The 24,969-nt window shown below is 66.1% G+C and carries 9 protein-coding genes and 8 pseudogenes; 6 read left to right on the forward strand and 11 right to left on the reverse strand.

The genetic code is table 11. The features are described 5' to 3' along the window. Window positions 1-47 precede the first annotated feature (47 nt). Window positions 48-899 carry an FAD-dependent oxidoreductase gene (locus AB5J55_RS43240; protein ID WP_369275847.1) on the forward strand — a complete coding sequence of 284 codons (852 nt, stop codon included), beginning with the start codon at window positions 48-50 and terminating at the stop codon, window positions 897-899. Between the two features lie 103 nt (window positions 900-1,002). Here the strand turns inward: AB5J55_RS43240 and AB5J55_RS43245 are convergent. Then, window positions 1,003-1,657, reverse strand: a pseudogene (locus AB5J55_RS43245) (DDE-type integrase/transposase/recombinase); the annotation flags it as partial. Between AB5J55_RS43245 and AB5J55_RS43250 the strand changes: the two are divergent. Beyond that, window positions 1,658-2,347: pseudogene (locus tag AB5J55_RS43250) on the forward strand (IS630 family transposase); the annotation flags it as partial. Window positions 2,348-2,437: 90 nt separating this feature from the next. Here AB5J55_RS43250 and AB5J55_RS43255 read toward each other — a convergent pair. The 6 genes and pseudogenes from AB5J55_RS43255 to AB5J55_RS43280 all read right to left on the reverse strand — a co-directional run. After that, window positions 2,438-8,971, reverse strand: a complete 6,534-nt coding sequence (locus AB5J55_RS43255; RefSeq protein ID WP_369275848.1) for an FG-GAP-like repeat-containing protein — start codon at window positions 8,969-8,971, stop codon at window positions 2,438-2,440. Window positions 8,972-9,199: 228 nt separating this feature from the next. Beyond that, window positions 9,200-9,972 (reverse strand): annotated as a pseudogene (locus AB5J55_RS43260) (IS256 family transposase); the annotation flags it as partial. 233 nt (window positions 9,973-10,205) lie between these two features. Further along, window positions 10,206-10,514: pseudogene (locus AB5J55_RS43265) on the reverse strand (transposase); the annotation flags it as partial. 253 nt (window positions 10,515-10,767) lie between these two features. Beyond that, window positions 10,768-11,139: a transposase gene (locus tag AB5J55_RS43270; RefSeq protein WP_369275849.1), complete on the reverse strand. Its 372-nt coding sequence runs from the start codon at window positions 11,137-11,139 to the stop codon at window positions 10,768-10,770. A 303-nt stretch (window positions 11,140-11,442) separates the two neighbouring features. Further along, window positions 11,443-11,816, reverse strand: a pseudogene (locus AB5J55_RS43275) (transposase); the annotation flags it as partial. A gap of 214 nt (window positions 11,817-12,030) precedes the next feature. Next, window positions 12,031-12,315, reverse strand: a pseudogene (locus AB5J55_RS43280) (proteasome accessory factor PafA2 family protein); the annotation flags it as partial. Between AB5J55_RS43280 and AB5J55_RS43285 the strand changes: the two are divergent. Beyond that, window positions 12,293-12,476 (forward strand): annotated as a pseudogene (locus AB5J55_RS43285) (transposase); the annotation flags it as partial. The pseudogenes AB5J55_RS43280 and AB5J55_RS43285 sit on opposite strands and share 23 nt — an antisense overlap. Before the next feature lie 34 nt (window positions 12,477-12,510). On the opposite strand, the gene AB5J55_RS43290 reads toward AB5J55_RS43285, so the two are convergent. Together AB5J55_RS43290 and AB5J55_RS43295 are read right to left on the reverse strand one after the other, a co-directional pair. Next, a complete protein-coding gene (locus tag AB5J55_RS43290) occupies window positions 12,511-14,208 on the reverse strand; it encodes a lytic transglycosylase domain-containing protein (protein WP_369275850.1) in 1,698 nt (565 codons plus the stop codon). A gap of 594 nt (window positions 14,209-14,802) precedes the next feature. Then, a complete protein-coding gene (locus AB5J55_RS43295; protein WP_369275851.1) occupies window positions 14,803-15,273 on the reverse strand; it encodes a hypothetical protein in 471 nt (156 codons plus the stop codon). Window positions 15,274-16,830: 1,557 nt separating this feature from the next. On the opposite strand from AB5J55_RS43295, the pseudogene lanL reads away from it, so the two are divergent. Beyond that, window positions 16,831-19,044 (forward strand): annotated as a pseudogene (lanL, locus tag AB5J55_RS43300) (class IV lanthionine synthetase LanL); the annotation flags it as partial. A gap of 44 nt (window positions 19,045-19,088) precedes the next feature. Then, window positions 19,089-19,499, forward strand: a complete 411-nt coding sequence (locus AB5J55_RS43305; protein ID WP_369276476.1) for a lanthionine synthetase LanC family protein — start codon at window positions 19,089-19,091, stop codon at window positions 19,497-19,499. A gap of 527 nt (window positions 19,500-20,026) precedes the next feature. Here AB5J55_RS43305 and AB5J55_RS43310 read toward each other — a convergent pair. Beyond that, on the reverse strand, window positions 20,027-20,632 hold the full coding sequence (locus tag AB5J55_RS43310) for a hypothetical protein (RefSeq protein WP_369275852.1): 606 nt from the start codon (window positions 20,630-20,632) through the stop codon (window positions 20,027-20,029). Between the two features lie 1,137 nt (window positions 20,633-21,769). Further along, window positions 21,770-22,102, reverse strand: coding sequence for an Lsr2 family protein (locus AB5J55_RS43315; protein WP_369275853.1), 333 nt, complete (start codon window positions 22,100-22,102; stop codon window positions 21,770-21,772). A gap of 1,274 nt (window positions 22,103-23,376) precedes the next feature. On the opposite strand from AB5J55_RS43315, the gene AB5J55_RS43320 reads away from it, so the two are divergent. Next, window positions 23,377-23,571, forward strand: coding sequence for a hypothetical protein (locus AB5J55_RS43320; RefSeq protein WP_369275854.1), 195 nt, complete (start codon window positions 23,377-23,379; stop codon window positions 23,569-23,571). Window positions 23,572-24,969: the final 1,398 nt, after the last annotated feature.

The raw sequence follows: 24,969 nt of genomic DNA on the forward strand, positions 1-24,969 counted from the left end.
TCCAGCGCCTCGCGGATCAGGGTCAGATGCCGCCTGCCGTTCCATCGTTGACACTGCTCAATGATGCCAGCGGACTCAACCCGACGCGGGCGCGTGGTATCACCTTCGCAACATCATCGAGCAGGGATACCGCCGGACTACTCAAATCCTTGCTTGGCCGGATCGCTCAAGGCCGTGACCCTGCCCTGGCGATCTCGGGGGCAAGGCATTCGATGGGCGCGCAGAGTCTCCTGCGAGACGGCTGGATCCTGGAGACCCAGCCGATGAACCGCGTCACCCTCGACAGCGGCAAGCAGATCATGCGGGTCGGGGCGGGAGCCACCTGGCGTGAGATAATCCCCCTGCTCAACGCCCGCGGGTACGCGCCCAAAGTGATGCAGTCCAACCACGACTTCACCATCGGCGGCTCGCTGAGTGTGAACTGCCACGGGTGGCATACCAACAGCCCGCCGATCGCCACCACCGTTCAAGACCTGCGACTCCTTACCGCCGACGGCGCAGTCGTGACCTGCAGCCCCACCAAGAACGCCGAACTGTTCCGGCTTGTTCTTGGCGGGTACGGGATGTTCGCAGTAATTCTGGAAGCAGACATCGCGGTGGTACCGAACGTGCTCCTCCATCCGGACTTTGTCACCGTCCCCACACAGGGGGTCTACGCGCCCACCTCACAGGTCGAAATGGCCTACGGACGACTGTCGGTGGATCCGGGTAACTTCCTGAACGAAGCGATCATCGGAACGTACACACCGCTTCCGGAGTCTCGCGGCCAGCAACTGCCCCTTCCTCCCCTGCCGCAGCCCGGCGCGCGTTTTTCCGCAATTCCGCAACCAGCAGCGCCAGCAAGACTTTGCGCTGGTGGCTGGAGCGCGAGGCGGGTCCCTGGCTGGCCAACAACGTGAGCCGCAACTCACTGCTCAACGAACCCGCCGCAGTCTTTGCAAACTCCACGCTAGGAACCACCGACATCCTGCACGAGTACTTCGTCCCACAAACGCGCCTGTGGATGCCGATGACCTCCCGCTGCGTCTGGTGGATCTGGTCCCGACGGCGGGGCACCAGGCGGCGAACGCGGCGCCCATCTCCTCGAGCGAGGAAACGCTCGCCCAGACAGCACGTGATCGCGGACGATCAAGACTTGCCGTTCGACGCGGCCCGTGCCCTGGGGCCGGTAGGCGGCCAGCACGTCGATGTCGAAGTCGTAGTGACCGGCGAGCCCGACCGCTTCCGGGTGCAGCGGGACCGCCTCGCCCGGAGCGACGTGACGGCGCACGACCGTCTTCGTCCGGTCGTAGACGATGCTCATCGGTACCCCCCGAAGTGCGCGAACGCGCGGCAGTGGCAGTGGCAGTCGAAGAACGTCTGCCGGTCCCGGCTCGTGGTGAAGCAGCAGAACGGGTCCCGCGAATACGACAGGACCATGTGGAACGAGTAGACCTTCGCGATGCCCATGTGGGCGAGGATCTTGCCCTCGTCGCCCCAGTCGACCTGGGGCCTGAGCCCCGGGAATGACCTCGAGGCGACGGTGCAGCCCCGCCAACTCCTCCGGGGATATGCCGAGTTCCTCCGCAACCCTGGGCCGGGCCTGCTGAACGTAGAGCTTGACGCGCTGATAGTTCCCGGTGAACCCGTACTGCTCGACCAGCCGCTCGTGGATCACCGGCTGACCGAGCTGGGTGTGGGCAAGTACCTGCGCCGCTGGGGCCTGTCGTTCCAGCGCGCGGACAGGCGGGCTGTCGAGCCGGACGCGGAAGCGGTCCGCGTCTGGCGGGAGGAGACCTGGCCGACGATCCGAGCCAGGGCGAAGGCCGAGGGCGGGGAGGATCCTCTTCGCCGACCAGGTCGACATCCGTTTTCGACCACGTCACCGGCCGGACCAGGGGCGCTAAAGGAAGCACTCCGGTCGTCCGCCGCACGGGCAACCGGTTCTCGGTCAACGCGATGCCCGCGATCAGCACCAAGGGCCGCATGCACTTCATGGTCTTCGCCGAGACCTTCGACGCCGACGTCATGCGCCGGTTTCTGGACCGGCTCGCAGGCCCACTTCGACCACAAAGCGCCCCTCGTCGTGGACGGCCACGCCGCCCACCACTCCCGCACGGTCCGCACCTGGCTCGCCGATCACCCGGACCGCATCGAGCTGCACTTCCTGCCGTCGTACTCACCGGAGCTGAACCCCGACGAGCTGGTCAACGCCGACCTCAAACGGAGTCTGCCCATGCACAGCCGGGCCCGTGACCAGACATAACTCGTCGCCGCGACCCGCCGGCTCTTCCACCGCCGCCAACGGCAGGCACACATCGTCCGCAACTACTTCGGCGGCCCACACGTCCGCTACACCCTCGAATAGAACCCTTTGAGTCTCTGATCAATATGGTGACGAGGCTGCAGCACCTGCAGCCTCGTCACATCACGTATCCTGCGCGCTGAGGACGCAGCGTCAGCGGATTCCGACCCTTAGGCGGATGGGGCCTTCAACCCAGCCAACTCCTGCCCACTCGCCCTGGACAGACCCGCCGACCCTGAAACTACCCAGCCTGGCCTGGGTGAGGTCGGTCCAGCCTGAGCTGAACCCGGTCTTGCTATTCCAACCGGCCCTCCAGCCAGCCTCGTAGCCGACGACCCCCGGGATGCCCGCTTCGCCGACAGCCCACGTATTCCATCCATAGCTGCCATCTGTGGCAACGTTGAAACTGATGCCGGCGTTACCTCCGATGGGAGTTTTCAGGATTGTTGAATTCGGTCCGATTCCCAGCTCGTATCCGCCGGAAAAGAAGAACGTAGGCCGGAACTTGGGCCCAGCCGGCACATCACCCCCGCCGTAGGCTCCTTCGTGCCCGCCGGCTCCTTCGGCCTCTGCGGCTGGGCCTGCTGGTGCTCCTCCGGCTCCTCCGGCTCCGGCGTCGGTGGACCCAGCGTCGGTGGGCCCGGGGGTGCAGGTGGTTTCTTCGCTGCAGTATCCGCCGGTGTCGGTGGTGATGTTGGTGGTGCAGTTGGTGGGGTCGCAGACGTCTTGTTGGGCGTAGAGGGAGCCGGCTTCGTCGCGGACTTGTCGTTGGAGTTCCCTTGTCTGGGATTCGCGTTCTTTCCATTCCTTGACGAGGCCTTCGAGTTTGGCTTGTGCGACGAGGGCGTCGATGCGTTCTTGCTGCTTTTTGCGTTCGTATTCTCTGCGGGCTTGGGCTTGGGCGTCGCGGTTGTTGAAGTAGCGGTCTGCGTTGGTTTCTTGTTGGTTGGAGCGGGGTGAGTTGGGGTTGACGGGGCTGATGCCGTATTCGCCGCCGTTGAAGAAGGCTTCGTCTTCGGCTGCCCAGTCGTTCATGAGGTCTTCGGCGGGGGTGGTGCCGCTTCCTTCGCCCCATTGGCATTCGGTGCATTCTTCGAAGCCGTTGGGGTCGGTGTTGGTGAGGGGGTTGTTGGAGACGTAGGTGTAGCGGTTGAAGGCCTGGGTGGTGTTGGAGCCGTCGATGTTGGGGTCGGGGGTGAGGAAGCGGCCGAGTTCGGGGTCGTAGATGCGTCCGCGCATGTTGACCAGGCCGAGTTCGCGGTCGTCGGTGTGGCCGGTGTAGCCCTCATCGAGGGCAGCAGGCTGGATGCCGTCGGTGTAGCCGGTGTCACCCTTGTTCAGGTCGGGGCTGCGGAGTTTGCCGAAGGCGTCGTAGCTGCGCTGCTCGACGACGTCGGCGTGGTGACCGGCACCGGCCGCCTTGTCGGTGGTGACGAGGCTGGTGGAGCCGAGGCGGTCGGTGTGGGTGTAGAGGGTGGGGCCGGGCACCGCGAGGGGGATCGTGTCTTCCTCGAGGTAGGTCAGGGCGAGTGCGGTGCGGCCGGCGACGGGGATCAGGAAGCGGTGCTCGGTCTGTCCCTTGGCGTGCTCGCGTTCGTAGAGTCCGGGCACGTAGGTGGTGGTGCCGGCCGGGCTGGTCTTGCGGGCGCGTTCGCCGGAGGGGTAGTAGAGGAAAGACGTGGCGCCGGTCTTGCTGGCCGGGGTGAGGGTGGCGGGCAGGTTGAAGTCGTTGTACTTCACCTGGCCTTCAGGACGCACGGTCTGGTTGCCGACCGCGTCGTAGCCGTAGGTGCGGTCGCCGAACAGGCCGCCCTTCACGCCGGTGACCTGGGTGGGCTTGGCCGGGTCGTAGGTGTAGGTGCCGCGGCGCTTGCTGCTGGTGATGTTGCCGAGCTTGTCGTAGGTGAAGAAATCGGTCTTGTCCGTGGCCTGGGGCGTGACAAGGGTGGTGATGGACAGCCGGCCCAGCGGATCGTAGGTGAACTTTTCCGCGACGCCGTCCCGGCTGCGCTCGGACAGGTTGCCCTCGGCGTCATAGTCGTAGGTCTCCAGGAACAGGTCCTGTCCGGGGTTGACGTCGTCAGCAGCCGTGGTCACCTGCCGGGCCAGGACGGCACTGTTCCAGTCCAGGCTCGTGTGGTCGATCGTCCCGTCACCCGCCTGCTCGATGGTCGGCCGGTCCTGCTCGTCGGTCTCCTTCAGCTCCCACAGCGTCTGCGTACCCGCCTTCACCGAGGTGAGACGCCCGTTGCTGTCGGCGGCGGATGCGTAGGTGTAGGCGACGGTGGCGGCAGCCTGCTGTCCGTTCAGCTTGGGGTAACGCTGCTGGGTGATGCGGTTGAAGGTGTCGTAGCTGTAGCCGAAGTTCAGACTCTCCGACTGCGACGGATTGCCTTCCTTGGGCAGGGTGTGGGTGACGGACTCGGTGCGGCTCAGCGCGTCGTAGACGTAACTGCTGCTGGTGGTGTGCCCGCCCCCGGTGTGATCGGTCAGCCTGGTCTCCATCAGCAGGCCCTTGCGCGTGCGAGTCCCGTCGCTGTCCCAGGTGTGGGAGGCCGTGCTGCGCGTGGCGCCGTCCTTGGTGACGGTCCGCTTGGTCTCCCGGCCCAGGGTGTCGTAGGTGACGGTGGTTTCGCGGCCTGCGGCGTCCTTGGCCGAGATGAGTTCACCGAAGGCGTTGTAGGTGTGGGTTGTGGTGCCGCGTTCGGCGTCGGTGCTGGTGATCAGGGCGCCCTGGCCGTCGTAGGTGAACGTGCTTTGGGTCTTGTCGACACCGTCGACCCTGCTGCTGGTCAGCGTGTCGAACGGGCCGTAGGTGTAGAGGCGCTTCGTCGCCGAGTCACCGGACCCGTCCACCGCCCTCACCAGCTTGCCGCGGTCGTTCAGCTCTGTTGTGCGCACGGTGCCGCGGGCATCGGTCGCAGTGACCTTCAGACCGTCGTAGGCCCAGGTGCGTGAGACGGATCCCGGCTCGGTCTGCTTGATGAGGCGGCCGGTGTCGTCGTAGGTGTAGGTGATCTTGTCGTGCGGTCCGGCAGCGCCCGCCGGGTGGTAGACGGTCTGTGCGGTGAGGCGGCCTTCCGGCTCGTGGGTGCGGGTGCGTTCCCGCATGGTGCCGTCGAAGCCCTTGAACCGCTCGATCAGGACCCGGCCCGCCCGGTCCGTCACCGTCTGCGTGTGGGCTCCGGTGCCGTCCTTGGTGTCGGTGCGGATCAGGTACTCGTTGCCCACCGTCTCCAGAGCGTAGGAGGTCTGGGTTTCGGCGCCGCTGGGCTGCCGGGTCGTCCGCAGCCGGCCCAGGCTGTCGAAGATGTAGTCCGTGCGCAGCCCGTTCGCATCGATCCGGGCGCCCGCCTTGCCCAGCACCGGATCGTAGAGGGTGGTGGCGGTGTGACCGGCCGCGTTCGTCACCGTGTGCGGATACCCGGCCGCGTCATAGGTGTAGCCAGTTTCCCGCTTGGCACCCGACTTGGTGTCGGTCACAGTCCGGCTGGCGATGTTGCCCGAGGTGTCGTAGGTGAAGTCCGTGGTCAGCACGCGGCCGGGAGCGGTTTGGCTGGCGTAGCTCTTCTTCTGCTTGATGCGGTCCGTACCGGGCTCATACGTGTAGTCGACGGTGCGGGTCTGTGCTTTCGGCTGCTGGGTCTCGGCGTCCAGGACGGTGTCCTTGGTTTCCACCCGCTTGGGGCGGCTGACCAGCCACGCCTCACCGGTGTCCACATCCGGCGTGGTTGTGACCTCGGTCCGCGACTTGGCGCCGCCACCGGATGATTCGGTGGTCTTCTTGCCGGCGTTGCCGTAGGGGTCCATGCCGGTCACGGTTTCCAGGGTCCGCTTGAACGCCGTCTTGCCCTGGGCGTCGAACGCCGCCGGCAGATACGTCGACAGCCCGGAGATCGTGGGGAACTCGTAACTGCGGTGCTCGCTCTGGTACGGAAAGTGGAACATCGTGTTCTTCGCCGCGGCGACGGGGAACTGCGTGGCCCAGGTGATGTTGGTGCGCTGAAGTGACTGCCGCGCGTTGGGCAGTTGGCGGATCAGCCACCGCTCGGTCAGCTGGGGATGACGCGTGTAATCGGTGTTGGAGTAGAAGGAGCGCTCCACGACCGGCCCGTGCGGGCTTGCGCCGGTGGCCGTGGTGGTCACGCGGCGCTCGGCGAAGCCGAGGAATCCCCTCGCGGTCTTGCTGACTCTGCCGGTGCGGTAGAAGTAGTTCGAGACCAGCTCAGCACCGGAGGGCTGGTTCAGCCCGGCATCACGGCGGACCTGCTTGACCACATACATACCTCCCCCGCTCAGACAGCTCGTCCCGATCTGGCGCAGGCACTCACCCCGGTCATAGACCGAACTGTCCGTCAAAGGCGCGTACTTGAACGTGACCGTGGGCGGCAGCACTCCAAGGGAGGGCTTGGGGGCCTGGGATCCCTCATACACCTGATACAGCAGATCCGGCTTGTCGCCGGCCAGTGAACCGCCCGAAAGATGGCTGAACAGGCGCAGGTTCACCGGGCCCGAAGCGCCGGGGTCGGGGCGGTCCACCAGCACCACATCGTCCAGACCGTCCCCGTCGGCATCCACTACCCGGGTGCCCTGCGACTTCAGCGAGTCCAGACTCCGCGCGGCGAAGCTGACCTTCGTCGGTGTCTTGGTGAACGACATGGTCCCGTCGTCGTTGAACGCCGCGCGCACCACATCCAGCCCCACATACTGCGCACCGCCCGTACTGGGCAGCGTGCTCGCCCGCGGCAGCAGCAGATCCTGCCGACCGTCCCCGTCATAATCCACCAGCTCAGCAGCAGTGAACCCGCCCGCACCGATATTCATCGGCAGCGCCGGAATCGTGAAGGAGCCGTTCCCCCTGTTGAGCCGGTAGTAGAGCGTGTTCTTCTTCTCCCCGTTCAGGCCGTTGGTGACCAGATCCAGGAACCCGTCACCGTTCAGATCAACCAGCTTCATATCCAGCTTGAAGTCATTGTGGCTGGGCCCCTTGCCCGCGCTGAAGGTGTCCTTCACCAGATCGTGCGCACCGGTGGGGGTGAGGACTTCGTCGCGGCCGTCGGCGTTGATGTCCGCCACCACCACATCGGTGGGGGAACCCAGCCCGTTGCCGGGGGTCTTCTGCGGGCCGAATGCCTTGTCATCGAACGGGTCCGCCGAATCGATCAGCGGATTCACCGTGCCGCTGCGCACCCGCCACTTCCACGACCAGGCCACCCCGTCCGGAGCCCGCTTGAACTCCAGCACATCCTGATACCCGTCGCCGTCGAAGTCCCCCATCTTCGCGCCCGCATCGTTGAACACCTGGCTGAACGCGCTGACAAAGTTCGTCGTCACCCGCTGCACTCCACCACCGGGCAGTGTCAGCACCGGCCGCCAGGTCGAGTTCCCCACCAGCCGCGGCAGCAGGTCCACCCTGCCGTCCAGGTTGTAGTCGATCGGGAACGCTGTCGCCTTCGGCCCGGAAACCTGCGCATCACCATTGGTGTGCTTGCGGTAAACGTCACCGGTCGACGACGGCTCGGCGAACAGGTACTTCCACGTCCCCTCCTCCGGCCACGCCAGATCCGTGCGCCCGTCCCCGCTCAGATCCGCGGCGATCAGCTGACTGTCCCGCGTGGAGGGCACCAGCGACTGCGACGACGATTCCTGCGTCACACCGTCCGCGAACCCCGCACTGCCCGGCGTCCACTTGAACACCGTCGGCCGCTTGCACTCATCGGCCACCACACCGCATTCCTCAAGCTGAGCCAGCCGACTGCGCTTGGTCACACCGGAGTTGTCATACGACAGTTCATAGGAACGGGCCTTCTTCCACACGGCACCGTCCAGGACCCGCATGGTCACCATCGTCAGGCGGCGCAGATTCTCCCGCCGCCCCCCGAAAGCAAACCCGAACCGCTTGTCCGGCCGCAGCTCATACGAGAAATCCACCCTCCGGTCCAGCTTGTCGCCGTGCCCGTACTCGATCGACGTCACCCACCGCTCGAGCTCACTCGGCCAACTCGCACTGGCAACACGCGTCGCATACTTGTAGACAATGCGGTTACCCGCCCGGTCCTCCGCCCGCTCGATCGCCCACGACACATTCGCCATGTCGACCGTGCCGGACGTGACCTGCGCCGTCCCCTCACTACCGCCGTAACGCTGAACCGTCCCGTCCGGGGTCTCCACCGTGAAATACGACGGCCCCTTCACCGTGCTCGGCGCCGCCCACTCCCGAAACGACTTCACCCGCACATGCGTATCCCGCTCCGTGCGGTACTCCGTGCCATGCGCCCCGTACACGCCCGAAACAGCAACCAGCTTCTGCCCGTTCAGACAGAACCGGTCCGTGTCGTCCAGCTGCACACCCATCGCACCGCCGTCATCGGCATGCGTCCGGTCACACCGGCTGATCTGCGACAGCCCCGACAACCCGAACCCCACACCAACCAGGCCATCCTGGCCATCACTGCTATACCTCAACGACAATTCAGGCTGAAAACCCCCACGCCCCGGCACCACATCCAACGGCACCTCATAACGCGCAGAACCCCCATCACTGACCGACACCGAACCCGGCGTCCCCCCCAACGCCACCCCACCCGCCGACACCACCGGCGACACACCACCAGCAGCCGAAGCACTCAAACCCCCCACCGGCAACACAGGCAAAACCCCCGCACCCACAGCCATGACCACCGCCACCGGCATGACATTCCGCCCGCGTCTACGAGCCCGCCACCCCGCAACCACACCAGACACAGCCCATGCCACCATGACCCAGACCTCTCCATACCCGGACAACACACACGCATCGCCCGGCAACAGCCGCGGCACAAAGCCATACGGCCCACGACCGACAAATGGATGACAAGCCGTTGTGTGTTGTGATCGGGTGTGTCAATTTAACGGCTGATCTTGGTTGTTGATGGGTCAGTTGTTGCTCGGGGTCAGGCGTCCTGCGAAGGCGATCTGGAACGCGTTGCGGGGTGCTTTCCAGCGCATGGTCCACCGCCTTCGGCCCTTCCTGGTCGGGTCCAGGCTCATCAGCGCCATGTAGATGCACTTGAGGGCGGCGGCCTCGTTGGGGAAGTGCCCGCGGACGCGAACCGCTCGGCGGATGCGTGCGTTGACGCTCTCGATCGCGTTCGTGCTGCAGATGACCTTGCGGATCTCGGCGCCGAAGGAGAGGAAGGGCGCGAACTCGGCCCAGGCGTCCGGCCACAGTTTCACGATCGCCGGATACTTCCGGCCCCACGCCTCCTGGAACTCCAGGAAGCGTTCCGTGGCTGCGTCCTCGCCGGGTGCGGTGTAGACGGGCTCGAGAGCCATGGCGACGTTGTCCCAGTCCTGACGGGCGGCGTAACGGAACGAGTTCTGCAGCAGATGCACCACACACGTCTGGACGATCATGCGAGGCCAGACGGCCTCCACGGCCTCGGGCAGACCCTTGAGCCTGTCGCAGACCAGCACGAGCACGTCGTCCAGGCCGCGGTTCTTGAGCTCGGTGAACACGTGCAGCCAGTACTTCGCTCCCTCGCCGCCGTCGCCGGCCCAGATGCCGAGGATGTCGCGGGTGCCGTCCACGGTCACGCCCATCGCCACGTAGACCGGACGGTTCGCGACGTTCCCGTCTCTGATCTTGACGTGGATCGCATCGACGAACAAAACGGGTAAACGCGGTCGAGCGGCCGGTTCTGCCATTCGGTCATGCCCTCCATCACCTTGATGCTCCTATCGTTGGTCAAGCGGCGGTGAGCCAGTCGCGGTAAGAGGCGGCGAAGGCATCGTCGCGGCGATGGCCTCGCTCGATGTTGGAGATGACGGCAGGCCAGACCCCGAAGTGGTTCGCGGCGGCGGTGAGCGTGATGTTCTTGGCTTGCCGGGCCGGCCTGAGGTCAGCGATCTCGGGAACCGCGACCGTCGTGGTGAGGTAGCGGAAGATCTCCCGCGCGATGGCGCGTTTGAGGAGGCGAATGATCTCCTTCTTCGTCCGCCCGGCCTTGGTTTGCCGCTCGACGTAGTCGCGGGTGTGCCGGTCACGGGCCATCCGGACGAGGGCGATCCGGTAAAGGGCCGCGTTGGCCGCGCGGTCCCCGCCGTGGGAGAGCCGGTGACGGTTGGTCTTGCCGCTGGAGGCAGGCACCGGGGCGGCGCCGCACAAGGCCGCGAAAGAAGCCTCGGTGCGAAGGCGGTTGGGGTTGTCGCCGGCCGTGATCAGCAGTTGTGTCGCGGTGTCAGGACCGACTCCGTAGGCGGCGCGTAAGCCCGGGTTGAGATAGGTGACCAGGGCATCCAGCGCCGCGGTGAGGGTGTCTGCTCCTCGGTCAGGTTCTTGACGCGTCGGGCGAGCGTTCGCAGAGCGGTCAGGATGGGGACCCGGACGGGGTCGTCGCCAAGACGGCGGCGGGTGAGGGCTTCGATGCGCTTGTCGCCTTGCAGCAGCTCGTACTTCACCCGGATGTCGTCGGGCGCGCTGATCAGGATGTGCCCGATCTGGTTCAGCGTTGCCGTACGGGCTTGATCGCAGATCGTGCGGCATTGTGCAGAGACCGGATTCCGTTGATGGCATCGCTCTTGGGGGCGCTGGTGGCCCGGCCGGAAACGACCGCGCGGGCAGCGGCGAAGGCGTCGATGGGGTCGGACTTGCCTATCCTGCGGCGCTCGGCTTTGTCCGGCCGGTTGACCTCGACCACGGTCAGACCAGCGTGCTGGGCTGCGTGCGTGAAGCCTGAGCCGTAGGAGGACGTGCCCTCCACCCCTACTGCGGCAACGGTGCCGTGTGCGGTCAGGAAAGCGATCGCAGCCTTGTAGCCGGCGGCCGTTGTGGGAAACTCCGCGTCGGCGAGATGCCCACCGCGGTTGGTGACCACACCGACGTGAATAGTGTCGGCATGCGAGTCCACCCCGCCGACCACTATCTCCTCAACAGCGTCCGCAGTGTCTGTTCCTGTCATGCTGGAGATGCCTTCCTCACCGGAGGTGACTCCGGCCGGATGGGGCAGACAGGACAGTGAGGGGGCCTCTGGCCAGGCTCCTATTAGGTCATGATCCACCCGGCCGGAGCCTCGGGAAAGGGACCCCGGCAGCCGGACAGACCAAGGTAAAGACAGCCCAGCAGGGCGTCAGTCAGTGATAGAGCCACGACCACCGGGGACCCGGATACCACTATCATTGTCGGTGATGGTGGAGATGGTCTGCTTGGACACCTCGGCCCCGTAGACCTCTGCCAGGTGGGCGGCGATCTCGCCGTGTGTGAGCCCCTTCGCGGACAACGACAGAACCATCTCGTCGACCCGGTCAGCCGGCGCTGCCGCTTCTTGATGATCTGCGGCTCGAACGTGCCCGACGCGTTGCGCGGGACCTCGATCTCGACCGGCCCGACGTCGGTCAGCGCGGTCTTGGCCCGGCCCCCGTTGCGGGAGTTGCCACTGCCCCGGCCGGCTGAGTCGTGCTTCTCATAGCCGAGGTGATCAGTGATCTCACCTTCCAGGGCGGACCCCCGCTTGGTCAGCTGCAGTTCCTCTGAGCGGGTCCGCTCTACCAGCATCGCCACCAACTGCTCGTCCGACACGGGCACGGGCGGCCCGGACCAGTCCTTCTCGACAGGCTCCACGGTCTCCAACCCCACGGCGGTGTCAGTCACTTGACGTCTCTCCCATGATCGTCGGATCCGCCGTTAGATTTACACTCCCCCAGCTGGAGGTTGGTAGGCGCCTCCGAATTGGGTGACCTGGAGGGCGCCCAGCGAGCCTGCAGTCAGCGTGCAGTCGGCGGTATTTCTCCGCGTCCGCGTGCGGCTCGTTGCGGGTGTGGATGATCGGGCGCTTGAGGGTCGTTTCGAGGTCCACCTCGACCTCGAAGTAGTCGGCTCGCTGGCTGAGCCGGAAGCCGTGCTCGTGGCCGTCCTGGCCGATGCCGGCACGGCCGGCGCCGGCGAGGACCTGGCGGGAGACGCAGAAGGGCGTCAGGTGGCGCACGATGTCGGAGAAGGGGGTTTCCCGCTTCATCAGGTAGTTCTCGTGCGTGCCGTACGAGGCACCCTTGTTGCTGCGGCGGGATCAGCGGTGGTGGGGTGAGTGTTGTCTGCGGGGCCTGATGCTGGACGGCCGGCGGACGTCGATCGATCCGATGGCCGATCGGCTGCCGGACGGGCAACATGCAGGCCCTGCAGCAGTTTGTGAACCACTCGCCGTGGGATCCCCTGCCTGAGCTGGGGTGCACACGGTTGCTGTGAAGCCGCATTAGGTGCTGGGAGTTGGGCTTGGTGACGGGGGCAGCGCCACTGCGATGGTCAGCTCGACTGTGAGGGTCGCGCCGCCCGCGGTGGTGATGCGGAGCAGGTACGTGCCGGTGGCGTCGTCCGCGTACAGTTGCGGCAGTTTCAGCAGGCCGTTCGTGTCCGTTTTGAGGTTACTTAGGGTGCGTACGGCCTTGCCGTCGGCGTCCTTGAAGTAGGGGCCCGTGTCGTTGGCGGTCGGCTCGTCGGGGGACTTGATCACGATGGCGGTGGCCGCGACGTTGCCGGCGGCGGCGCCGTCGCGGGTGGCTTTCACGACGACCCGGTCGGCGAACTCGCCGCCCGGGGTGCAGGTCAGCTTCTCGTCGCCGGTGCGCATGAGGTCGTCGGCGGTGCGCTCGGTGACGGTGGCCTTGTAGTCGAGGCCCGGCACAGTACTGCCGACGACGGTGGCGCGCACGGTGATGTCGCCGGTCTTTTCGCCCGCGGTGAGCGCGGGCGCCACGGCGACACCGGAGCTGTCGGTGATGGCGGTGGCCACCCTCTCTCCGCCGGTGAACGTGGTGTCGGTGTCGCCGACGACGGTGAAGCGGATGTGCACCTTCGCTACGGACGTGCCGGCCTCGGTCTCGGCGCGGGTGCTGATCCGCTTGGCAAACGCCTCACCTGCCATTGCGGTGAGCGTGGTGGTGCCGCCGTCCTCCAGGTGGTCCACGGTGTCGGTGGGCGTCGCAGGTGAGGTGCCGGGTGGTGTCGGCGGCGCCGTGGGCGGCTTGGGGGTGGGGCTGCTTACAGGCCTTGCGGGCTTGGAACTGGCGCCGGGGGTAGGGCCGCCTGTGGCGGGCGGGGTGGGGCGCGCCGCGCTGTCGTCGCTGCGCCTCGCGGGTGGGGTGCCGGTGTCGTCGGGGATCTCGTGGGTGCCCTTGCGGTAGTACTCCAGCCACCTCAGGACGGTGCGCAGGTAGTGCGTGGAGTTGTTGTAGCTGAGGATTGCCCTGTTGAGGTCGTTCTGGTTGGACAGGTCCCAGCCGTAGCGGCACAGGTAGTGCCCGGCGGCGAGCGCAGCGTCGTAGATGTTGTTCGGGTCCTTGCGGCCGTCGCCGTTGCCGTCGCGGCCCGCCCACTGCCAGGTGGAGGGGATGAACTGCATGGGGCCGACGGCCTGGTCGTACGTGCTGTTGCCGTCGTACGCGCCGTTGTCGGTGTCCCGGATGAGGGCGAAACCCTGGCCGTCGAGCTGGGGACCGAGGATGGAGGAGAGCGCGGTGCCGTCGGCGCTGACGCGTCCGCCGCGGGCCTGTCCGGACTCCACTCTGCCGATGGCGGCGAGAAGTTGCCAGGGCAGGTTGCAGCCGGGCTTCTTCGCGCGGAGCGCGGCCGCTGCTTTCTTGTAGGCGTGGAGGACGGTTGCGGGTATACCGGCCTCGGTAGCGTCGGCGACTAGTGTGTCCGTGCCGGTGGACGGCGAGGGGTTGGGGCCGTTGAGCGGCGGCAGGTCGGTGTAGTACGGCGAGTTGCCGGTGGCGCTCAAGCCGTGGGCGGTCTCCTCGGGCGAGGGGGCGGAGTCCGCGGCTGCCTGTCTGCCCTTGTCGTCGACGGTCACGCCTGTAGCTTGGGATGCGGACAAGGCGCTCCCCGCCGCCGCGGCCACGGCGGTGGCGGCCGCTCCCTTGCGCAGCCGCCTGCCGAAATGCACCGCCATGAGTGAATCCCTCCCGTGGACGCCGGAGCATCCGTGATGATCTACCGCCTGCTGGGTTCCCCCCGCTCGAGGGCTGTCCTGCGCGGTTGCCGCAACTGCGCGTGCAGCCATGTGCATCTGCGCGCAGCGGCCCTCTCGGAAGCCAGGCTTAGTTGAGGTGCTTGCCCACACCCCTCCTGGCGGTCGCGGCGGGCCGGAGCCAGGGAGAACATCCTTTTCGGGCAACCCTGTTGGATACGCCCTGTGAAGCGTCAACGAGTGCTCATGTGGGCAAATCTGGATCCAGCCGCCTCGTCCGTCATTACGTACCGGCGCTGGCTTCGGTTCTCGTTTGCCGCGGACGGCTGCGCCTTCCGGCATTCCCTGCGAGGGGAGGCGGGAGCCGGCATGCCGCCAGGGACATCACATGTATGCCGCCGATGTTGTCAAAGACGCTTGCCGCGGTGACATCAGTGTGTCACCGCGCCGGCAGCGTATGCGGCCCATCGCTGGGTATGACCACCCCTTCCCTGCCCGTCCGGTCACCGAGCGAGAGTAGGAGTGGCCGCGGGAGTCCTGTGTCTTCACCGTTCCCTGGAGTACACAGCGACGTGATCATGCCTGCCTGGGAGGACGCCACCTGGTGTAGCCGTCCTCGTCGAGTACGTAGTCCTCCGCCCGGGCTCCTGGTGCAGGCATGTGCACGCGGTCGGGTGCTGGGTCCTTACTCAGTCCGAACGCTACTCCGCCGTAGTATCGTTCGCCTTCGGCCAGCACAGGGAAAATGATCTGCAGATGATATCCAATGGGAATTTTTGCAGGATTGATGTGGGCAGCTTGCGTACCGTCCACCAGATCAGACGCCGAAAAGACTTCCAGCTCGAGCCAGCGACCACCGGGACGACGTCCATCGCCGCCGACTTGAAGTGACACGGGGCAGCTGGGATCGCCTTGATACACGCGGGCCCGGACACCGTGGTGGTCGAGGTCACGCTGCAAGCCCTCCACATCGGGCTTGCCACGGCTGTCTTCTCTAATGGTCACCTTGATGACCCCAGGAGATTCAGGGTCGAAGCGATCTGACATTTCATGATCCCCTTTCGATGGAAGACCCGCAATAGACGACCGTGCCGTCAAACTGGCATTTCACCCCGGTTGCGGCCTGCTCGTCTGAGGCAGGCCGCTACACCCTTGCTTCAACCTCTGGAGTCTTCTGTCGACTCGTGCTCGTTCGTCGTCCGACACCCCGCTAGGGGGTGAATGTCATGCCAGCATCGGACCCAGGCGCAGAGGCGCTCGGGGCGGTTCCTCTGCCCGCTCGATCGCCCCAGGAGACATTCAACTGGGCTGCAGGAGCAGGTAGAGCCTGGACGCCTTCTCTCGAGCGCTGGCGGAACGGCTCATGCTCGTTCGCTGCCGCCCGGAGAGCGACAGAATCCGTGAGAAGAACAGCTGGCGGGGGCGGCGCATCGTTCTTGCTGCCCCGGTAGCCGCAGGCCCTGGCTGGCTGCGACCGGGCTGGTGCACTTGATGAGTGTCGGCACGTCGTCGAGGAAGGTCCCGAAGCTCAGATCTGCTCGGGTGCAACAACCCGGTAGGGAAGGTGCAGTTGGGGTGTCGGTCCTGAAGCGACGTGCTTCCGCATGCTCCGGGACCGCCAGTGAGCTGGCGCTCCGCTGTGCAGCAGTCAGCGGTCCTACCGCGCGCGGGCAGTCGGCCTCCGCCACCCCCCACGGCCGACGGAGGCCGACAGAAGGCGGGCCCTCCGGGGGTGCCGGGGGGACGACGTGAGGGCCCGCTCTTCTGGTGGTCGATACGGATGCCGGCCGGGGATTGGATCACGCCGCCGTAGACCAGCTGCACCGCAACTGGAGTCGGCACTGGACGGCGCGGGTGATGTGGTCGTCGGGCCGCTGCCGTGGCCTGCGGTCATGGTTGAGACGAGGGTGCGAGCGCGCTCGGCAGAGGGCATCCGGTTCGGGCTGTGGGCCATTGAGCGATTCAGTGTCTGGCGACGGTCGAATTGTGGCTTTGTGCGCTGCGAACTGTTTCGTGGGCGCGTCCGCTTGCCGGGTGTTTGGGTGATCCAAAGCGCGCTGGTCGCGTAATGGCCTTCAAGCCGTGACGGCTGGACCAGCCAGGGATGGGCTGATGTTTGAAGTGGTCATTCAGGTATGTCAGTTGTGGCGCACCTTGAGGAGAAGCGGGCCCTGAAGGGGGCCTTGGGCACGTGCGGGCCGGCGGCTCGCCGTGGACGCTGCACTGGATGGTGCTGGGCGTGGTTGTCGCTGCGTTGACCTGTAACAGGGTCGGTCTGGTGCTGGTAAGTGCTGCGCGTCCCGGCTGCTGGGGGCAACGAGGCACCGGCACCCTGGCTGGTGTGGTTTCGGGGGGTGCTGTCCTGTCCGCACCGTGGACGTAGGGACTGCTGACGTCGAGCGGGTGTGAGATCCGCCAGGGCGGTGGTTGCCGTAGTGATGGCATGGACGCTCTGGTGTAGGCACGGGGCGGTGATGGCTGTCCGCCTGTGGCGCGTCGGCAAAGTGGGGAGACATGGGACCTGCGCGTCACTCTCAGGCTGGGACGGTGCTGGAGAACGTCGTTCGTGCTCTGCTGGAGCGGGACAGCCTGGCTGGTTGGCGAATGGAACCGTCCAGTTCCTGGTGCCGTGTGCTGGCGCCGCATGAGGACGTGCCGCGGCAGGGCTGGAAACTGCATCTGTCGGCGACTCCGGTCAGTGCGAGCACGGTCCTGGCCCGCGCGGCGCAGGTACTGCTGGCACAGGGATGCTCGTTCAAGTTCGCGGGGACGTTCGCTCGCCTCGAGGAACTGATCTCTCCTCATTACGACCGGTTCCATGCCGGGAAATTCATCACGGCCTACCCCAGCGGTGATCCCGACTATGTGCGTGATCTCGCAGAACAGCTGCACAAGGCCACCGAAGGGCTCGCTGGACCGCGCATTCTGTCGGATCGCCCGTACCGGCCGGGGAGCCTGGTTCACTACAGGTTCGGGGTCATGCAGGCCCCCTTCACCCTCAGCAACGACGGAATTTACCAGTCCATGTTGATGCGTCCGGACGGCGAACTGGTTCCGGATGAACGCAAGGCCTGGACCGGGCCTCCCGCCTGGGCACCGAGCGATCCCTTTGCTGCCGAACAGGCTGCTGCCACCGGTGCATCGAGTGCCGCGCGCCCGGTCACCGGTGGGTCCGCCCTGCTGCAAGGGCGCTTCCTTGTCCGCGAAGCGATCCGTCACTGCTATCGCGGCGGGGTGTTCCGGGGCACCGACACCGTCACAGGCCAAGCCGTCGTCATCAAACGAGCTCGAGCTCATGTCGGGGCGACTGCACACGGCAGTGACGTGCGTGACCTGCTGCGTCACGAAGCCTTTATGCTCCAGCAGTTCGCCCCCTCGGGGATCACACCCGCGATGGTGAGCTGCTTCGACCACGATGATTCCACGTTCCTGGTTCAGCAGGAGCTCACCGGAGCGCCCCTGCGCCACTGGATACGCCACGTCGCTGCCGGCCACCACCGTGACCTGCCCGTGTCCTGCGCCGAGCAGGTAGGGCTGGGGCTCGTCCAGTTGCTGGAGGCTGTCCACGCCCGGGGATTCGTCGCGCAGGACTTCAACCCCAACAACATCATCGTCGAGCCCGACGGCACGCTCCGCCTGATAGACCTGGAGTTCCTGGCTCGACCCGGCGACGTGACCTACCGCGGTTTCACGCGCCCCTACGGTGCTCCGGAGCAGGAGAACCTGCCCCGCACCGGTCCGGCCCCCGACCAACGTGCAGACCTCTTCAGCCTCGGCGTCACCCTGTTCTTCCTGGCCACCGGTATCGACCCGGTCCTGCTTCCGGAGGATCCCCCGGCACGCCCCCGCGGCGCACGCATCACCACCTGGCTCAGCCATGCCGGCACCGACCACGCGACCGCGCGTCGCCTCACCCCACTGGTCGCTGCGCTGACGCACGAGGACCCGGCCAGCCGAGCCTGTCTGGCCCAGGTACGGCAGATGCTCCTGGCCCGCGATCCGCATGGGCCACCCACCGCGACGCTGGCCACCGACCAGTCCGGCAGCTGCGTCGACCCGCCGCGCCTGGTCCGTGATGGGATCGACCATCTGATCACCGTCATGGATCCCGTCAACGAACGACAGCTATGGCCTCTTGGCACACAGAGCGCCAAAGCCGACCCGCTGAACGTGCAGAACGGGGCCGCTGGCACCCTCGCCGTCCTCACCCGCGCCATGCAAGCCACACCGGATCCCGAGCTGCGAAAGGCCGTCGTCACAGCAACAGCGTGGATTCGACAGCGGGTAGGCCGTGAACCGCGGGTCCTGCCGGGCCTGTACTTCGGCAGGTCCGGCACAGCCTGGGCTCTGGCAGAAGCAGCGCTCGCGCTGGGCGATCAGGACACATTGACCTTCGCCGCCCACATTGCCCGCAGTATCCCGGTCAGCTGGCCCAACCCAGACGTCTGTCATGGCCTGGCCGGTGCCGGCCTGACTCAACTGCGGCTCTGGGAGATCACCGGTGACCAGGCGTTCTTGCACCGGGCCCGACAGATTGCCGACACACTGATCAAGACAGCTGACCGTCAGGGCCATCTCACCCTGTGGCCTGTGCCGGATGACTTCCCCTCCCGCGGTGCAGGCCTGGTCCACTTCGGCTTTGCCCACGGTGTCGCCGGCATCGGCACCTTCCTCTTGGCCGCCGCCCGGGCAACACGAGACGAGCAGCACTTCGAAGTGGCCACAGCGGCCGCGAACACCCTCACTCACGTCGCCCGTGTCAACGATGACGCCGCGTACTGGCCTTCGGGCCCAACGACGCCGATCGCCCCAAGCTGCACTGGTGCAGCGGATCCTCAGGCGTCGCCACCTTTCTCCTGCGCATGTGGCAGAGCAACGGCGATGCCCGCCTGCGAGAACTGGTTGAGCAGGCGGCCACAGCCGTGTACCGGGCACGCTGGCGCACCGAGTCCTCGGTTCAGTGTCATGGGCTCGCCGGAAACGCCGAGTTGCTCCTCGACGTCGCCGATGCCACCCGCGACTCGCACTACCGACACTGGGCACATGGCATGGCCCGGGCCATCGGCGTCCGCCAGGCTCGTCGGCGAGAGCGGGCGCTTCTCCCCGACGAAAGGGCACGAGACGTCTCCGCCTCCTTCAACATCGGATCCGCCGGAACACTGGCCTTCCTTCTGCGCCTGGACCACGGCGGCCCCCGCCCATGGCTGCCTCACAGCCTCGCCGGTGCCCCCACCAGCGACTGCCCTACCACCGATAAGGAGGTGATCACCTGATGGAGCTGGACCTTGACATCCTCGATGCGCTCCCCGGAGACGATGTCACCGAGGCTGCGGAGCCGTGGACATCCTGGAAGTGCTGGAGCTGGTCGGACTGCTGACAACGCAGCTGCCGCATGACCAGGCCTCGACCGGCCTGTGACACAGCAGTTCAGGGCACAGGATCGACCGTGCCCTGAACTGCGACAGCACGACGCGGGCGAGGAAGACCCGGCCGGCTGAGCCCCCTTTGCAGGCTGCTCCCTGCCCCCCCTGTTGTGGGCAGGAACACCGAGGCCACCGGACTGCCGTCCGGCAGGGCCTGCCCGCCTCGCCCTTCTCCGCGGTCGAGGCCGCTCGGCTCGGCCGAGCGTCTGCCGCGAGCGTGCTGGCGCAGGATTGCCGCGATCGATCCCCGGAGCTGTCTTGGCCGGCCAAGAGCTCCTTGAGAAGTGGGGTCGGTGCGGGAATCGGTGTGTACGGCAGCAAGCGTGCCGTAGGGGGTACCAGCGCGCGCGTCGAGAGCAACGGCGGCGTCGGTGCGGCTATTTGGTGGCTGCGGGTTGGGTCTGGGCCGGGGCTGCTGCGGGCTGGGGTGCAGCGGGTGCGGTGTAGAAGACGGACGCGCCCTGCTTGGCGCGGTGGGCCTGGTTCTTGGCGACGAGATTTTCGAGGGTGGTGCGTACGACGGTGGCTTTGATGCCGCGGTCGGGATGTGCGTGGCTGAGTACGGTGGCGATCTCGGCTGCGGAGCGCGGTTCGCTCTGTTCGGTGAGGTGTCGGCGGATGAGTTCGACCAGCGTGGGCTGAGCCGTATGTGCGGCAGCCTTCTTGCCAGTGGGCTTAGCGGCGGCGGTCTTTTGGGTAACTGCCGTCTTTGCCTTGTTGTGCGGCTTTGAGGTGGTCTTCTTGCGAGGGGAGGGCACAGCGCTGGCGCTGTTCGTGGGCTCAGGGGCCGCCGCGATGCCGAGGGCTTGTTGCATGTGCACCAGCACCGTGTGGTCATGCTGCAGAGCAGTCAGCTGTTGCTGCAGCGTGGCAATTTCCGCTGCGATGCGGTCCTGCTCCTTGACGTTGCGCTCCATATCACTGGCTACTTGGCTGGTGTACTGCGATGTCAACTCAGTGGCTGGGGCCGTGCTTTCGGGCATCCTGTCTCCTCGGTTCGTGGCAGGCGAAGCTCTGCGGCCCAGTTGTGACGTCGGCGCTTTCGCGAGGGCCGCCTGATGCAGTGATACTACGGGGCGAGTAGAGCTTGCTCATGCTGTGTACGCCGCACGCCCCCGGGCAGTATGGCTCCCTTGTTGTGCTGGCATGGGAACTACCGCACCAGGGTTAGTCGCTGATGCCGTGCTGCTGGTGCCGGCCCACGGCTGAGGTCCGCCGTGGTGGCTCGGCCGATGTCTGCCCCTTTCGAGCAGGGAACGCGATCTGGTTGACTACTTGGGAACGGGGGGACTGCAGTCGGGTGGCGAAAATCGTCATGAGCTTTCGCCGCAGGGGCATTCCATGACGGCCGCGGTCAGTCCTGCCCGGCCACGTCGGCTGCTCAGGGTGCCGCCGTTGGTGGAGGCCCGTGTCCGGCCCACCTCTGAAGCAAATGCGGGGGACAAGGAGATCGTGCGCATGCGGCGTATGAGAAGCCGCTGGCGCCGTGTCGGCCGCGGCTTCCCACTTCCTCCACCGGGCGGTGCCCCTTCACCGTGCCGAATTGAGTGGATTGACCGCACATACGTGATCAGCTGCTTTCCCGGTTTCGCGTGCCCGGTCCTTCGTGAAGGCAGCCTGCCCGCCGCGCGACCGCATGTAGAGCACGGTCAAGCCTCTCTGGCGAGCTCTGCCCGCGCCGGCCCTTGCTTCGGGGAGGGGCGGTTCGCGTGATCGATACCCTTGCATCCCGTGGTGAAGCACACGAATTCAGCCTCTGGCGCGCGAGGCAGGCGGCCGGCGGCTCTCGACGAAAGCGCCGCATCATTTCGCTGGATTGCCCGGCCCCAGCAAGAACTGCGGCTCTTGCAGCGCAGTCGGCGGTCCGCGGTGTGTGTCCGCCGGGGCGGGACATTAAGTCCTGCCCCGGCGACGCTACTGATGGTGTAGTGGCTGCTGACGCAGCGCTGCCATTTCGCGGCTGGCCTACCAGGAAGCACAGTTCCCGACATGTGCAGCGGCCGGTTCCACTGAATGCTCCGATAGCTGCCAATTCGCCGAGGCGACCGGTAGCCGGACGGTCTGGCAGTGGCTTCGACCGGGCTGTCCGGCGGAGCGCGGGAATGCCGTGGCTGCCGGGGTCAGTGGGCCTTTTCGTACGCATCCCGGATGTTGGCAGGGACGCGGCCCCGGTCGTTCACCTGGTAGTTGTGCTGCCGGGCCCATGCCCTGACTTCCTCAGCGCTTGGTCCGTCAGCCGGCCCCTTACGCGATCGAATCGCGCCCCTTGTCCGGCCGAGCTTGCGGCCCTTGTCGATGAAGGGGGCTAGCGCTTCGAACAGCTTGTCATAGTTGTCCGACACGAGGTCGATTTCGTAATTCACCCCGTCCAGGGAAAAGGTGTGTGTCCGCACCTCTTCCGATTCCACACCGGTGAGGTCATCCGTGTAAACAGTCACGACTTTCTGTGCCATAGCTGGATGGTACACAATTTCCTCGAGGTGTCTACCCCGATCCTTCGAGGTGAGTGCTTAGCAGCAAGCAGAGCTGCTTTCCCATGACTCTTACTGAGCGCCAAGGCCGACCAAACAGCGGGCACCCTCGGCCCACGCGGCGGGGTACGAGAAAACGGCTATGACGGAGCACCCAATGGAGAACGCGGCCGGGTCTTTGCGGCACCGGAGAATGATGCGGTGCTTGTCGCTCTTGCACGAATGCGAGCGAGTGAACCTCACGGAAGGTGCGCCACCTGCGGGAAACCCGTCAAGGCACACGTGGCGTCGGAGGGGACGGTTTCCGGTTCTCCACTGCAGAATCGGCATACATCCACAGGCCGTCGAAAGCGTCAATTCGGGCATATTCGACGCAATCGATAAAGCCTGTATATCGCTGACGCGCGCCCTGGCTTCCTCTTCCTGGCGCCCTGCTCTTCATGGTCACGATATGCGGTCTGGGGCCTGCGGATGGTCCATACGTCAGTGCCGACCCCCGAGCGCCCCCGTATGCGGCGTTGAGGCTTGCTGGGCCTTGGTGTTCCGGCGCCATGGGGCGCAAGCTGTCGGCATTGCGGACCTGGCGGTTGCCAACCAGGGCTTTGCTGGGCCGAGTGCGGTGTCCGATGGGCTGCCGGGCCTGCTGGCCAGTCAGCGGACCCGGCGCTGTGAGCCGAGTAGCCGGATGCCCGCTTCGGGGAGGAAATGCACCGTTTTCGGCACATCGAGGGGCGGGATCGAAGCACACATCGATCAGCAGGGTCGGCCCGTCGGTGATGCAGTAGGTCAGGGAAGCGGCCGCCCCGGCTCGTCGAGCACAGATCGCCCCAACAGTTGCTTCTCCTGGCATGCCAGCACCTGAGGCGGGCAGCCCGGTGCGCTTGAGTACGCTCCCGCTTCCGCTCAAGAGGATGCCGACGCACGGTGTCGGGCAGGTGACAGACGGCCGGGGTGGCGGGCCTGCTCCGCATCGGGCGCCCGCGCCGACATCGTGTGGGGGACCGCCACGGTGATGCCGTGGCATGCGCCATCGTGGTGACCTTCGCTCGCGCGAGTGGTCCTAATTATGGCCGGGGCGACCCGCTGTGGGTGGGAGACCTTCACCGGGCTGCAGGTAACTGACGCAGTTGCGTTTCGAAGGTGGTGCGGGAGCGGGGCGGTGACAGCCCTGCGGGGGCCGGGCGTAGTCGGTTGCCGCTGGCGAGCGGGTATTGGCGGTCGCGGTGCACTACCGCACGAACCTGACCGGCCGACCGATGCCCGGAGCCGTTGCGGATCGTGACGGCACGCTGGACCCGGTCCGTGAGCCCCAGGTGGCAGTGTCCTCGCGTAACTACCGGCTCTCCGCGGGTGTGCAGGTCATCGCGGACGCGTCCACCCGCCTGGTGATTGCCGCAGCGCGTCCGGTGCCGGATGCCACCGCTGACGCGTACGCCTGGCGGATGTCTTGAGCGAGCGCACTGTCAGGGCGTGACGGTGCTCGGTGACGGGGCCCCTCTCAATTGCGGGATAGCGGTGCCACACCCCACCCCCCGGGACAGGCTCTGCTCGGGGTGAGGAGGACGTCAACGCGGAGCGTTGCAAGATCCGTGCCCGGTGGAACATGTGATCGGCCGAATGAACAACCACAAGATCCTCCGCGACTGCCGCCAGCGCGGCGACGGCCTCCACAGGAATTGGGCTTGTGCTCGGGCAGGACCTGCTGGCGCCGGATGGCGTCTGGCAGAGACGATGACTTCCCGCGAGCACTCCGAATTGAGGGAAGCCCAGCTCGACTCCAGGCAGCAGGGAGCCGGTAACCCACGCCCCTCACCCCCTCACGCGATGTTCCGAGCCCCGTCCCGGCTGAGAAACAGGACATCAGAGCGGCGGACGACAGACCTCCAAAGCTCGCCACACCATCACACGGGCCCTCGGCGCGTCTGTGTGAACCGGATCGAAAGAGCGCACCGTACTGAGACCGACGGAGCCGCTCAGAAAGAAGGGCGTCTCCCACCACCGTCTGACGTCCAAGGGCGAAGACCTCCAAAGGATGGCCTCATGAAGCCCATTAAATCGACCAGGGATGTAGGCATCAGAGGCGTCGTCGCCTTTGGATTGTGGCTGCTGGACTGGGTCCTGCAAGCGACCGGGGATCCCGGACCTCGTACCGCTGCGTGGTATGCAGTGCAGTCCGTGGCGGCAGTCGCACTGATTGCTACGACTTACTTTATTGCAGGGGTGGCCTCGAGACGCATTGCGGGATCAGGCCGTATCGCCTGCGCTGTGCTACGTGCCTGGACTGCAGGTTGGGCTGTCTTGTCGACGGGCGGTGTTGCCATGGTCGTTACTGGGCAGCAGGAGACGGATGCCGTCGGCCTCCTGATGTTTCTTGGGGGCACCCTCAGCAGCTTCGCTGGACTTGCGGCTGCCGTGTACATCGCCACAGCGCAAGTGCTCGTTGGATGGCGACGCTGGACAGCACTTGGTTACATGGTGGCGTATATAGGGTTTGCCAGCTCCCCACTTTCCAACCAGGACAGCCCCCTCGCCGCCTTTGTGGAACTGCTCATGTATGTCCTGCTGCTCGTGTTCGCCCTTGCCCTGGCGACCGCTCAACCCGGGAGCGATGCTCCAGCATCCCGTACTGGATCCCTGAGGCGCCGTGTCTGATCGTGTGCTTGCCCGACGACGCTGGATGACAGTGCTGGGTGGCACCCTCCCGCCCATGAGCTACGACTTCGCTATCTGAGCGGGTGTCCGACCAACGAACGACGCCGCTGCCGGGCAGCGTTGTGGTTGAGGCGTGTGCGTAGGTGGTCCACCTTCGCTTGGTGATCTGTGTCGGGACAGTCCACGGTGTGAGGTGA

The organism is Streptomyces sp. R11 (assembly GCF_041051905.1).
Taxonomy (GTDB): domain Bacteria; phylum Actinomycetota; class Actinomycetes; order Streptomycetales; family Streptomycetaceae; genus Streptomyces.

What these genes read in the sequence shown, in the direction of transcription:
- AB5J55_RS43290 (WP_369275850.1), bottom strand. Translation starts at nt 14,208, where the DNA reads ATGGCGGTGCATTTCGGCAGGCGGCTGCGCAAGGGAGCGGCCGCCACC.
- AB5J55_RS43295 (WP_369275851.1), bottom strand. Translation starts at nt 15,273, where the DNA reads ATGTCAGATCGCTTCGACCCTGAATCTCCTGGGGTCATCAAGGTGACC.
- AB5J55_RS43305 (WP_369276476.1), top strand. Translation starts at nt 19,089, where the DNA reads ATGTGGCAGAGCAACGGCGATGCCCGCCTGCGAGAACTGGTTGAGCAG.
- AB5J55_RS43310 (WP_369275852.1), bottom strand. Translation starts at nt 20,632, where the DNA reads ATGCCCGAAAGCACGGCCCCAGCCACTGAGTTGACATCGCAGTACACC.
- AB5J55_RS43315 (WP_369275853.1), bottom strand. Translation starts at nt 22,102, where the DNA reads ATGGCACAGAAAGTCGTGACTGTTTACACGGATGACCTCACCGGTGTG.
- AB5J55_RS43320 (WP_369275854.1), top strand. Translation starts at nt 23,377, where the DNA reads ATGCCCGGAGCCGTTGCGGATCGTGACGGCACGCTGGACCCGGTCCGT.